The following is an 11,006-nucleotide window of genomic DNA, read 5'->3' on the forward strand; positions in this document are numbered from 1 at the left end:
CACTCTCCTGAGGTATCAGCGAACTGCCATCATACTGTTCTGCCAACCGAAGTTGTCGATAGAATCATTCCGTGGACACCTCGCGCGATGCCGCCGTCCAGGCGGTCGCCGTACTCGAGGAGCCGACCCGGCGCCGGCTCTACGAGTACGTCGTCACGCACGCCGAGCCGGTCAGCCGCGACGACGCCGCGAGCGCGCTCGGGATCCCGCGGACGACCGCCGCGTTCCACCTGGATCGGCTGACCGACGAGGGCCTGCTCGAGACGTGCTTCGAGCGGCGTACCGGTCGCACCGGTCCGGGCGCGGGCCGTCCCGCGAAGCTCTACCACCGCTCCGACCGCGAGATCGAGATCACCCTCCCGGAACGCCAGTACGCCGTCGCCGGCCAACTCCTCGCCGCGGCCATCCAGGACGCCGAGTCCGGCACCGTCACCCCCCGGGAAGCGGCCAACCGCCGCGCCTACCAGTACGGCAAAGAACTCGCCCACACCGCCACAGGCGAAGAGGCGTCGGGTGCTGGTGGAGACGCAGGCGGTGGTGGGGGCGTCGGCGGTGGCGGGGGCGTCGGCGGTGGCGGGGTGGAGGATTTGGTGGGGGTGCTTGGGGTGGCGGGGTTCGAGCCTCGGGTGCAGGGGGGTGGGATCGCGTTGGCCAACTGTCCGTTTCGGCGGTTGGTGAAGGAGCATCCGCAGTTGGTTTGTGGGATGAACCTGCACCTGGTTGCGGGGATGGTTGCCGGACTCGGGGCGGACTACGAGGCGGAGCTCGCACCCACGCCGGGGCATTGCTGTGTGCGTCTCGTACAGTCGACCCGTGGCTAAGGCGAAGCAGAGCCAAGGGACGCCGGCGACGGTCGCGTTGACCAAGGCGAAGGTCGAGTTCACGACGCACGCGTACGAGCACGACCCGGCGGCGAAGTCGTACGGGCTGGAGGCCGCGGAGGCGCTCGGGCTGGATCCGGAGCAGGTGTTCAAGACGCTGCTCGTCGAGGTGGACGGCAAGCTCACGGTCGGCGTCGTACCGGTCGGGAAACAGCTCGACCTGAAGGCGATCGCGGCCGCGGCCGGCGGGAAGAAGGCCGTCATGGCCGACCCGGCGGCCGCCGAGCGCAGCACCGGGTACGTCGTCGGCGGGATCAGCCCGATCGGCCAGAAACGCGCCCTGCCCACGGTCGTCGACGCCACCGCCGCCGACCACCCGACCGTCTACGTGTCGGGCGGCCGCCGCGGTCTCGACATCGGTCTGGCCCCCGCCGACCTGATCACGGTGACGCGGGCCCGCACGGCGGCTATCGCCAGATAGACCCGAGCCGGTGGACCGTCAGCTCCTCCACGACCACCCGCCCTTCGGCGACCAGCTCCAACTCGGTCGGACGAACGTTGTAGCTCTGATAGACCACACCGTCGTTCCCGAAGACGTCCAGCTGATCGCGATCGACCAGTAGCCGCAGGTTGATCCGGCCGTCGGTCGCCGGCAGCGTGGCGCCGTCCAGCGCCTGCCTCGCCACGTCGTACGTCACCTCACGCCCCACCTTCAGCGTGACCTGCCTCGCCTGGCTGACGTCAATGACGGCCTCCAGCTCGTAGGTGCTGCCGGTCGCGAACTGCCGCGCACCGTCCTCCACCACCAGGTCCCGCTGAATCTCCGTGCCGACGCGCAGCGAGGCAAGTTCGGCAATCGGAGCGCAGACGACCCGCAGTCCGTCGATCGTCTCCGCCAGCCGCAACTCGACCGGGAACGACGCGTTGCCGGTCCACACCGGCCCCTTGTTCTCCCCCTGCCACGCCATCGACACGATCCGCCCGTCCGGCATGTTCTCGAACGTCAGCCCCGCGTAGTACCCGCTCCCCGCGAAGGTCTTCGTCTGGTTGAGCTTCCGCGGGACGCCCCACTCGCTCGTGTACGTCGTACCGTCCCAGTCGCCGACGTAGTATTCGCCGCTCCCCGCGTGCAGCACCCACCGGTACCCGCCGCCGATCGGCATCCGGATCAGGTTCGGGCACTCGAACAGCCAATCCGCCCGGTACCGCGACGCGAACGTCCAGTCGAGCAGGTTGAGTGACGTGTAGAAGTCCACCCCGTTCCCGCCCTCGTCCGACCACACGACCATGCCCCACGTCTCCGACACCGGATCCCGGAACACCTTCGGATCGCGGCTCGTGCCGCCGGGCGTGACGACCGCCTTCCCTCCGGCGTACGCCGTGAACGTGTCGCCGCCGTCCAGGCTGTAGAAGACCGTGACGCCGTTCGTCCCGGAGTACACGACGATCGGGTCCTCGTCGCCGTTCTTCAGCCCACTCGTGTTCGCCAGGTCGACCACACCACCGCCGGACCACAGGTCGCCGGGATGAACCTTCGGATCCAGCGCGACCGGCCGTTGTTCCCAGTGCACGAGGTCGGTGCTGGTCGCGTGCCCCCAGTGCATCGTGTCCCAGACCAGGCTGTCCGGGGCGTGCTGGAAGTAGAGGTGGTACACGCCGCGGTAGTACAGCGGCGCGTTCACATCGTTCATCCAGCCACGACGGCTGCTGAAGTGGAACTGGCCCCGGTTGTCTTCGTCGTAGTCCTTCATAGGCAATCAGATTGCCGGTGGAGGACCGCCGTCGCGAGTTCGGCGCGTGTCAGCCGGTGACGCCTGGTTTGCCGGTTTCCAGGTGGCCGGAGAGGCGGCGTCGGTACGTCGGGTCGTCGGTGGTGGTGACCTCGACGTCGTACCAGCCGTGGTCGGTCGGCCAGAAGAGCGGGCGGGACTGCTTGCCGCGCAGTTCGAGTGTGGTCGTCTTGGTGCCGTAGTCGGCGGCCTTCAGCTTCACCGTCAGCTGTTTGCGGGACGTGTTGACCAGGTGGAGCTGGAGGGCGCCGGCGCGGTTCTCGATGCGTACGTCGAGGCCTGCTGCTTCGCCGGAGGACGAGCCTGCCAGTTCCACCCAGAAGCGGTTCGGGCCTTGGACCGCCAGTTCGAACGGGCCGTTCACCGGGATTTCCACCAGGGTCGGCGTGCCGCCGGGGGTCTTGTCCGCGGCCGCGTGATGTACGTCGTAGTGGGTCGGCGCCGGGAGCTCGCCGCCGTACGGGTAGACGGTGAAGTGCACCGACTGCGCACCGTGGTTGCTGAGGGCAAGCATCAGCTTGCCGTCGGCCACCGAACCCGAAACCGAAGGCCCGTAAGGGAGTGCGCGGGCCGGACGGCGACCGGTCTCCTGCACCGGGAGCGCCTGGTCGGCCGGCGGCGACGGGTGCCAGCGGTCGACCGGCGCCGGCACCGGGCCGGGCTTCTCGACGGACGGCTGCCGGTAGCCGCGGTCGAAGTCGAACGCCGACGTCAGGTCGCCGCACGCGGTCCGGCGCCAGGTGCTGATGTTCGGCTCGCGGACACCGGTCCACTCCTCGAGGAACCGCAGTACCGACGTGTGGTCGAAGACCTGCGAGTTCACGTGCCCGCCGACCGTCCACGGGGAGACGACCGTCATCGGGACCCGGGGGCCGAGGCCGATCGGCCGGCCGGCGTACCAGTCGTCGCCCGCGCCGGACGGCGGCCGCGGCGCGACCGGCGGCGGTACGTGGTCGAAGAACCCGTCGTTCTCGTCGAAGTTCACGAACAGCACGGTCTTCGACCAGGTCTCCGGGTCGGCGGCGATCGCGTCCAGGACGTCGTAGATCAGGTTCGCGCTGGCGATCGGGGTGGAGGAGCCGGGGTGCTCGGAGTCGACCGACGACGGGACCAGCCAACTCACCTGCGGAAGCGTGCCGGCCATGATGTCGGCGCGCAGCCGCGGCACCAGCGACTCCGGCTCGGAACGGTACATCGCCTTGCGGAACAGCTTCTGGTCCGCGGCCGGCAGCTTGTCCACGGCCGCCGTCAACTGTTGCAGCGCGACGGCCCGCTCGGCCTCGCTCTTCGCGAACAGCTTGTCGTAGAACTCCTCGGTGGTCCGGTACCCGCCCGGGACGTCGGCGAGGATCTTGTGGCCGACGTCCTTGAAGGTCCTGAAGTACTCGACCGCGTTGTCGGTGAAGTTGTCCCACTCCTGGTAGATCTGCCAGGAGACGCCGGCCTGCTCCAGCCGTTCCGGGTACGTCGTCCACTCGTAGCCGGCGTGGTCGTACTCGTACGCCGCGTTCGTGACCGCGCGTTCCGTCGTACCGGGTTCGTAGCCGACCGTGCCGGACCAGAGGTAGGTCCGGTTCGGGTTGGTGGAGCCGTTGATCGAGCAGTGGTACGCGTCGCAGATCGTGAACGTCTCGGCGAGCTCGTACTGCAGCGGGATGTCCTCGCGCTCGTAGTGGGTCATCGTGGCGGCGGTCTTCGCCTGGACCCAGTCGTCGTTCCAGCCGCCGGCCCAGGCCTGGGTGGCGTCGCCGAATTCGTGCGCCAGCGCGTCGAGGTACTGGATGTCGTCCAGGTCGCGGCCCGCGTCCGCCGCCGCCTTGCGGAGCGAGAACGGGAGCACTTCGCCGCCGCTGCTGTTCGACTGGTGGAAGATGCTCTTGCCGTTGCGCAGCCGGAGCGGGCGGCGGTCGCCGTACCCGCGGACACCGCGGAGCGTGCCGAAGTAGTGGTCGAACGAGCGGTTCTCCTGCATCAGCACGATCACGTGCTCGATCGCGCCCAGCCCACCACGCCGGACAGGTTGCGCCATCGCGGTGTGCAGCGACGGTGGGAGCAGCGAGACCGCCGCCCCACCCGCCACCGAACCGAGCACCAGGCGCCGGGACATGTCAGTCATGGTCCGGACCTTAAGGGCACCCTGTAGCCACCGCTAGACACAAAGATGAACAGCTATCCGCGGCGGGCGATCGCCGCGTCGTGGAGGTTCTCCAGGGTGGAGACGGTGGTGTTCCACCCCATACACGCGTCGGTGATCGATTGGCCGTAGGTGAGTTCTCGGGTCGGGTCGAGGTCCTGCCGGCCCTCCTGGAGGAAGGACTCCAGCATCACGCCGACGATCGCCCGGTTGCCGGCCGCGACCTGGGCGCCGATCTCCCCCGCCACGATCGGCTGGCGCTTGTGGTCCTTGCGGCTGTTGCCGTGGCTCGCGTCGACGACGACCCGCTCGGGCAGCCCGCCCTTGCGGAGCAGCTCGACGGCCCCGGCGACCGACGACGCGTCGTAGTTCGGCCCGCTGTCCGAGCCACGCAGTACGAGATGGCAGTCCGGGTTCCCACGGGTGTGCAGGATCGCCGGCGCACCGTCGTGGTCGATGCCGGTGAAGACGTGCGGTACGGCGGCCGCCTTGATCGCGTCGACCGCCGTGGCGATCGAACCGTCGGGCCGGTTCTTCATCCCGATCGGCATCGACAGACCCGACGACAACTGCCGGTGCACCTGGCTCTCGACGGTCCGCGCACCGATCGCGCCCCAGCCGACGGTGTCGGCGATGTACTGCGGCGTGATCGGGTCGAGGAACTCACAGCCGACCGGGAGGCCGAGTTCGGTGACCTGGACGAGCAGCTTGCGGGCGATCCGCAGCCCGCGGTTCACGTCGCCGGAGCCGTCCAGCCCCGGGTCGTTGATCAGGCCCTTCCAGCCGAGCGTCGAGCGGGGCTTCTCGAAGTACACCCGCATCACGACCAGCAGCCCGTCGGACAGCCGCTCCGCGACCGGCGCGAGGCGTTCGGCGTACTCGAGGGCCGCGTCGGCGTCGTGCACCGAGCACGGGCCGACGACGACCAGCAGGCGGTCGTCGGTGCCGTTGAGCACGTCGGTCACCGCCTGGCGGCCGGCGGCGACGGTACGGGCGAGCTCGTCACCGAGCGGGAACTCGTCGTGCAGCGCCTGCGGGGTGACCAACGGGACGGTCTTCTCGATCCGTCGGTCGACGACGCGGGTCTGCTCGCCCGGTTTCGGCAGGGTGTTCATGGTGGGGACCTTTCCGCCGGTCCGCTCGCGTTGCAGCGCAGGCAGCCGGCTGGAGATACGAGAAAAGGCAAGGACGGTTGTCCTTGCCTTCGTGCCGGCTCTGGTGTCTGCGGTGGGCGTCAGCGATCGGCTGAGTCGCCCGGCACCAAGGCCGGCCACTCAAAAAATCGCCAATAGCTGCGCTTCACGGGAACGACGATAGCACCATCACCGAGAACCACCGACCAGTAACCATCGGGTGGGTGCCTTCGTTGACTGCTGCAAGACGGGTCGAGACAGCGGGGAGTTGCAACAGGTGGTGAGGCCGCGGACCTTCGAGCTGGTTCGGTACCGGGATCCCAGTGGTGTGTCGGGGACGGGTGTGGTGGCGGAAGGGTGTGAGTTCACCGACGGTTCGGTGGCCCTGCGCTGGCGCGGTGACAACCCGGCGACCGCCGTCTGGCCGAACGTCGAGTCCATCCTGGCCGTGCACGGCCACCAGGGCGCGACCGAGATCCGCTGGATCGACGCTCCGAGGCCGCCGGGCAACCTGTTCGAGGAACTCCACCAGGTCCGGTCCGCGAACGCCGTCCCAGATCCGCTCACGCCGCCGCCCGGCCACCCTCGTGGATGGGCAGGGGCCCGACATCTGAGGTAGAACGTGGCCGTGATCCAGATCCACCATAGGCAGCGCCCATGCCCGTGACGCAGATCTACCTGGTCCGGCACGGTGAGCCGGACTACGCGCCGATCGACTCTCGCGGCTGGCCCGGCATGGCGGCCGACTCCGCCCCGCTCACCGCCGTCGGCAGGAAGCAGGCCGAGGAGCTCGCGGACCTGCTCTCCGGCATCCGCGCGACGTACCTGGTCAGCTCGCCGTTCACCCGCGCTCTGCAGAGCGCCGCGATCATCGGCCACCGGCTCGCGCTCGGCGTCAAGGTCGACCACGAGCTCCGCGACTGGCTCCCGGACCACACCGGGCTGTGGCGCAGCGCCGCCGACGTCCGCGCCGCACAGGCCGAGTTGGAGGCGTACGACGGCGAGTGGCCGGAAGGCATCCAGCGCCCGTGGGAGCCGCTGTCCCGGGTCCGCGAACGCGCCCTCGACGCGCTCGCCCGGCACACGGCCAGCACCGACGGACCGGTACTCGTAGTGACGCACGCGACGGTGATCCGGGCCTTGACCGGCGCGAAGGACACCGCGCACGGAGCCCACGAGTACTACCGCTACGAGGCCTGAAATCCCCGCCTGAAACGGCGCCTGGGCATCTGCACGTGCAGACGACTTTGCACCGTTAAAGTGACCTATGTCACATCTTCTGATGACGTGAACACGCTTTCCGCCTGAAAACCGCCGATTACGGCCCGCGACGTCCCCCTGTCGGCTCTCCGCGGTAACGATGCGCCCGAACTTCGAGACAACAAGGGTTGAACTACGTAAGAGATGAGCATAGTTTTCACCGAGCGCCCGTCCGCGCTCACGGTGAGTCAAGGAGGTTGCCATGTCGAGAGGGATGCCTCGCCTGCCCCGCCCGCTCATGGATCTGTGGGACTGGCAGTCACAAGCTGCTTGCCGGGATGTGAACCCGGAGCTCTTCTTCTCACCCGAATCGGAGCGTGGCGTTCGCAAACGCGCTCGCGAGATGGTGGCCAAGTCGCTCTGCGGCACCTGCCCGGTCCAGCCCGAGTGCCGGCAGCACGCGCTCTCGGTCGGTGAGCCGTACGGCGTCTGGGGCGGCACCACGGAGTCCGAGCGCGACAACCCCGTCCTGCCCGAGCACCGCAAGTCCGCGTAGCCGGTTCTTCGCCGACGCTGTGAGGCCTGTGCGAATCAGGCCTTACCGTCGTCCGCCTCGGTGTCCGGGTCGACGTCCTTGGGCTTCTCCTCGGGCTCCGGCGGCTGCACGGTCGTCCGCGGGTCCCGGTAGCGGTCCAGCGACTTGAGGAAGTCCGGATCGTCGTCGGGCGCCATCGGCCGGGAAGCCGGTGGCGACGCGGGCCGTCGTACGGCGGCCTCCGGACGGCTGACCTGGGTGCGCGACATCAGCAGCCAGACGATCGGCCCGGCGAACGGGACGAACACGATCAGGATGATCCACACCAGCTTCGGCAGGTGCGGCACGTCCTCGTCGGGCGTCTGGATGCAGGAGAACAGCGCGTACACGGTCAGCACCAGGCTGATCAGGAACGGCAGGAATCGAACCACGGTCCAACAGTACGGCCCGTGGTGTCTCAGCGTGCGGAAGCGGTGAGTCCCCGCGCGCGGAGGACGCTGTTCTCGAGCGGGCGGAAGACGAGCAGTTCGATGCCGACGCCGACCACGAAGATCAGCACGATGCCGGCGAACACCATCGAGATGTCGGACAGCGACATGCCGTTGTGCAGGAACTGGCCGAGGCCCTCGCCGAGTTCGGGCGAGGTCGCGATCAGCTCCGCCGCCATCAGCGACCGCCACGAGAACGCCCAGCCCTGCTTGAGGCCGCCGAGGAACCCGGGCAGCGCGGCCGGCAGCAGGATGTACCGGATGCCGCCCCAGCGCCCGGCGCCGAGGGCCTTGCCGACCCGCGGCAGGATCGGCGGCACCTGGTCCAGCCCGGACACCAGCCCGTTCGCAATCGACGGCACCGCGCCGAGCAGCACGACCCAGTAGATCGCGCGGTCGTTGATCCCGAACCACAGGATCGCGGCCGGTACCCACGCCACCGAGGGCAGGCTCTGCAGTCCGGAGACGAGCGGCCCGATGCCACGGCGTACCACCGGCAGGTTCGCGATCGCGAGCCCGAGCGGTACGGCGATCAGCAGCGAGAACGCGAAGCCGATCACGGCCCGGTGCACCGACACCCAGAACAGCCCGAGGATGTCGCCGCTGGACAGGACCTGCCAGAGCTGGCTCCACACCGCGGCCGGCGCGGGCAGCTTGTACTCGGGCCAGAACGCCGCCGCCCACAACGCCTGCCAGATCGCCACGAAGAGAACAATCGCGCCGATCGGCGGCAGGACGCGCGCGGCGATCCGGCGGAGACGTGAGCCCTCGACCGCGTGCACCGGCGTGTCGAGCGCGTCGAGGCCGGCCTCGACCGCGTCCTCTTCCTGCAGGTCAAGCTGCGGCATGGCTGCTGATCACCTTTCGCAGCGCGGTGTTGATCTCGTCGACCGTCGCGGGCGTGTCGTCCTCGACATCCCACTCACGGACCACGCGCCCCGGCCGCGACGACAGCAGTACGACGCGCTGCCCGAGCCGCACGGCCTCGCGGACGTCGTGCGTGACGAACAGGATCGCCGTACCGGTGGCGCGCCAGATGCGCAGCAGCTCGCCCTGCAGGACGTCGCGCGTGATCGCGTCGAGCGCCGAGAACGGCTCGTCCATCAGCAGCAACGACGGCTTGCCCGCATCCGCACTGTCGGTGGTCGAGGCGAGCGCACGGGCCAGCGCGACCCGTTGCCGCATGCCACCGGACAGCTCGTGCGGGCGCTTGTCGCCGAGGCCCTTGAGCCGCACCAACTCGAGCAACTCGGCGGCCTTCGCCCGCCGCTGCGCCTTGGGTACGCCGGCCATCCGCAACGGAAGCTCGACGTTCCCGGCCGCCGTCAGCCACGGCATCAGCGCGGCCTCCTGGAACACGACGGCGGGCCGCGACGAGTTCAGCTCGATCGTCCCGGCGGTCGGCCGGTCGAGGCCGGCGACCAGGTTCAGCAGCGTGGACTTGCCGCACCCGGACGCGCCGAGCAGGCAGACGAACTCGCCGCCGCGCACCTCGAGGTCCACGCCGTCCAGCGCGACCACCGCCTTGCGGCCGCTGCCGAACGCCTTGCCCACCTGGTGAAACCGCACCGGGCTCAACTGATCCGGCCGGGTCGACACATCAGCATCCACGGTCACGGTCATGTCCCCACTCCCCTACTTTGCGTCGAGGCCGGCGGCGTCGACGGCGGGCTTGCCCGCCTTGGCGAGTACTGCGTTCAGCGGGCCGAGGTCCGCGAAGCCGGCGACGTTCGGCGCCTGCTTGGCGATGCCCGCGGTGACCTGGTCCTTGGCCAGCTGCGGGAACGTGCTCGCGACCGGGTCCGCGGTGATCTGGATGTGCTCGAACGCGCGGTCGATGACGGCCGGCTTCAGCGCCTTGCCGGTCGCCGCCTTCAGCTGCGCGTTCACGACGGTCTTCGCGTCGGCGGTGTTCGCCGTACTGAAGTCGATCGCGGCGACCAGCCCGGTCAGCAGGGCCTTCACGGTCTCCGGGTGCTCCTGCAGGAACTGCGTACGGACGATCAGCACCGTGGTCGGGAACTTCCCGTTCGGCCACAGCGAGGCCTCGTCGAGCAGGACCTTGGCGCCGGCGTCCAGGACGAGCCGCGACGACCACGGCTCGGGCAGCCAGGCCGCGTCGACGTCGCCCTTCTTGAAGGCGTCGAGCGTCTGCGCGTTCTCCAGGTTCGTGACCTTCACCTTGCCGGTGAGGTTCTGCCCGGCGAGCCACTTCTTCAGCGACACGTCCTGGGTGTTGCCGAGCTGCGGTGTGACGACGGTCTTGCCGATCAGGTCCGCGGGCTTGGTGATCGACGGCTTCACCACGAGCTGCGCGCCGCCGGACGTCGTACCGGCGATCAGCCGGACCGCTTCGCCGTTCGACTTCGCGTACGCGTTGATCGCGGGGCCGGAGCCGATGAAGCCCGCGTCCAGCGAGCCGCCGAGCAGCGCGCCGACTTCTTCGGGGCCGGCGTTGAACTTGGTCGGCACGAGCTTGGTGGTGCCGAGCTCCTTGGCGAACAGGCCCTTGCCGAGGCCGATCAGCGCGGCGGCGTGCGTGACGTTCGGGAAGTAGCCGAGCCGCAGCTCGGTCGCGGGGCCCTTGTCGGACGAGGCGGCCTGGGTGGCGTCGCTGCCCCCGGCGCGGGAGCAACCCGCCGCGGCGGCGGTGAGTGCGAGGGTGGCGGCGAGCAGGCGGAACGGGCGAATGGCGGAGATACGCACGAGGGACCCTTTGGTCTCGGAGGTGGTTGTGACGGGGGCTGGAGCGGCGCCGCCGGTCAACAACCTGCCGAGTTCACGCGCAGCAGATCGACGTGCCGGCGCCGGGTGAGGGCGTCTCCGGGCGCGTTGGTGATGATCTGCATAGGACTATGAAAGCGGACAAAGTCAAGCAACCTGCTCTGGTTTCGCGATGTGAGAC

At 69.3% G+C, this 11,006-nt stretch carries 13 protein-coding genes; 5 read left to right on the forward strand and 8 right to left on the reverse strand.

The window, feature by feature from the left end; genetic code table 11:
- The first annotated feature begins 71 nt into the window (after positions 1–71).
- Complete coding sequence (locus tag ACQHIV_RS16035) at positions 72–821, forward strand: helix-turn-helix transcriptional regulator (protein WP_427895080.1); 750 nt, start codon at positions 72–74, stop codon at positions 819–821.
- The gene (ybaK, locus tag ACQHIV_RS16040; RefSeq protein WP_427895082.1) at positions 814–1,302 is read left to right on the forward strand and encodes a Cys-tRNA(Pro) deacylase; all 489 of its coding nucleotides are present in this window, start codon (positions 814–816) and stop codon (positions 1,300–1,302) included. The genes ACQHIV_RS16035 and ybaK overlap by 8 nt, the downstream gene beginning before the upstream one ends.
- Here ybaK and ACQHIV_RS16045 read toward each other — a convergent pair.
- The 3 genes from ACQHIV_RS16045 to ACQHIV_RS16055 are packed head-to-tail and all read right to left on the reverse strand — an operon-like array spanning position 1,289 to position 5,860.
- On the reverse strand, positions 1,289–2,572 hold the full coding sequence (locus ACQHIV_RS16045) for a glycoside hydrolase family 32 protein (protein WP_427895084.1): 1,284 nt from the start codon (positions 2,570–2,572) through the stop codon (positions 1,289–1,291). The two genes, ybaK and ACQHIV_RS16045, sit on opposite strands and share 14 nt — an antisense overlap.
- 49 nt (positions 2,573–2,621) lie before the next feature.
- Positions 2,622–4,727: a phosphocholine-specific phospholipase C gene (locus ACQHIV_RS16050; protein ID WP_427895085.1), complete on the reverse strand. Its 2,106-nt coding sequence runs from the start codon at positions 4,725–4,727 to the stop codon at positions 2,622–2,624.
- A gap of 53 nt (positions 4,728–4,780) precedes the next feature.
- Positions 4,781–5,860 carry a 3-deoxy-7-phosphoheptulonate synthase gene (locus ACQHIV_RS16055; protein ID WP_427895087.1) on the reverse strand — a complete coding sequence of 360 codons (1,080 nt, stop codon included), beginning with the start codon at positions 5,858–5,860 and terminating at the stop codon, positions 4,781–4,783.
- Between the two features lie 364 nt (positions 5,861–6,224).
- Here ACQHIV_RS16055 and ACQHIV_RS16060 point away from each other — a divergent pair, with 364 nt between their 5' ends.
- The 3 genes from ACQHIV_RS16060 to ACQHIV_RS16070 all read left to right on the forward strand — a co-directional run bounded on the left by ACQHIV_RS16060 (position 6,225) and on the right by ACQHIV_RS16070 (position 7,634).
- Positions 6,225–6,497 (forward strand): hypothetical protein, encoded by a 273-nt coding sequence (locus tag ACQHIV_RS16060; RefSeq protein WP_427895088.1) that lies wholly within the window; start codon positions 6,225–6,227, stop codon positions 6,495–6,497.
- A gap of 38 nt (positions 6,498–6,535) precedes the next feature.
- Positions 6,536–7,078, forward strand: coding sequence for a histidine phosphatase family protein (locus ACQHIV_RS16065; RefSeq protein ID WP_427895090.1), 543 nt, complete (start codon positions 6,536–6,538; stop codon positions 7,076–7,078).
- A 298-nt stretch (positions 7,079–7,376) separates the two neighbouring features.
- The gene (locus tag ACQHIV_RS16070; RefSeq protein ID WP_427896504.1) at positions 7,377–7,634 is read left to right on the forward strand and encodes a WhiB family transcriptional regulator; all 258 of its coding nucleotides are present in this window, start codon (positions 7,377–7,379) and stop codon (positions 7,632–7,634) included.
- 35 nt (positions 7,635–7,669) lie between these two features.
- Here ACQHIV_RS16070 and ACQHIV_RS16075 read toward each other — a convergent pair whose 3' ends face one another.
- Genes ACQHIV_RS16075 through ACQHIV_RS16095 form a run of 5 tightly spaced genes read right to left on the reverse strand, consistent with a single transcriptional unit; the run spans position 7,670 to position 10,950 of the window.
- Positions 7,670–8,044, reverse strand: coding sequence for a PLD nuclease N-terminal domain-containing protein (locus tag ACQHIV_RS16075; protein ID WP_427895092.1), 375 nt, complete (start codon positions 8,042–8,044; stop codon positions 7,670–7,672).
- A 26-nt stretch (positions 8,045–8,070) separates the two neighbouring features.
- Positions 8,071–8,949: an ABC transporter permease gene (locus ACQHIV_RS16080; protein ID WP_427895094.1), complete on the reverse strand. Its 879-nt coding sequence runs from the start codon at positions 8,947–8,949 to the stop codon at positions 8,071–8,073.
- Positions 8,936–9,724 (reverse strand): ABC transporter ATP-binding protein, encoded by a 789-nt coding sequence (locus ACQHIV_RS16085; protein ID WP_427895096.1) that lies wholly within the window; start codon positions 9,722–9,724, stop codon positions 8,936–8,938. The genes ACQHIV_RS16080 and ACQHIV_RS16085 overlap by 14 nt, the downstream gene beginning before the upstream one ends.
- A 12-nt stretch (positions 9,725–9,736) precedes the next feature.
- Positions 9,737–10,807: an ABC transporter substrate-binding protein gene (locus ACQHIV_RS16090; protein WP_427895097.1), complete on the reverse strand. Its 1,071-nt coding sequence runs from the start codon at positions 10,805–10,807 to the stop codon at positions 9,737–9,739.
- A 56-nt stretch (positions 10,808–10,863) separates the two neighbouring features.
- Positions 10,864–10,950: a putative leader peptide gene (locus ACQHIV_RS16095; RefSeq protein WP_372446430.1), complete on the reverse strand. Its 87-nt coding sequence runs from the start codon at positions 10,948–10,950 to the stop codon at positions 10,864–10,866.
- Positions 10,951–11,006: the final 56 nt, after the last annotated feature.

This window comes from Kribbella polygonati (genome assembly GCF_050320105.1).
Lineage (GTDB): Bacteria > Actinomycetota > Actinomycetes > Propionibacteriales > Kribbellaceae > Kribbella.

Bases quoted from the DNA above. Each gene is read 5' to 3' on its own strand.
- ACQHIV_RS16095 (WP_372446430.1), bottom strand. From the start codon at position 10,950: ATGCAGATCATCACCAACGCGCCCGGAGACGCCCTCACCCGGCGCCGG.
- ACQHIV_RS16085 (WP_427895096.1), bottom strand. From the start codon at position 9,724: ATGACCGTGACCGTGGATGCTGATGTGTCGACCCGGCCGGATCAGTTG.
- ACQHIV_RS16045 (WP_427895084.1), bottom strand. From the start codon at position 2,572: ATGAAGGACTACGACGAAGACAACCGGGGCCAGTTCCACTTCAGCAGC.
- ACQHIV_RS16070 (WP_427896504.1), top strand. From the start codon at position 7,377: ATGGATCTGTGGGACTGGCAGTCACAAGCTGCTTGCCGGGATGTGAAC.
- ACQHIV_RS16080 (WP_427895094.1), bottom strand. From the start codon at position 8,949: ATGCCGCAGCTTGACCTGCAGGAAGAGGACGCGGTCGAGGCCGGCCTC.
- ACQHIV_RS16065 (WP_427895090.1), top strand. From the start codon at position 6,536: ATGCCCGTGACGCAGATCTACCTGGTCCGGCACGGTGAGCCGGACTAC.
- ACQHIV_RS16050 (WP_427895085.1), bottom strand. From the start codon at position 4,727: ATGACTGACATGTCCCGGCGCCTGGTGCTCGGTTCGGTGGCGGGTGGG.
- ACQHIV_RS16055 (WP_427895087.1), bottom strand. From the start codon at position 5,860: ATGAACACCCTGCCGAAACCGGGCGAGCAGACCCGCGTCGTCGACCGA.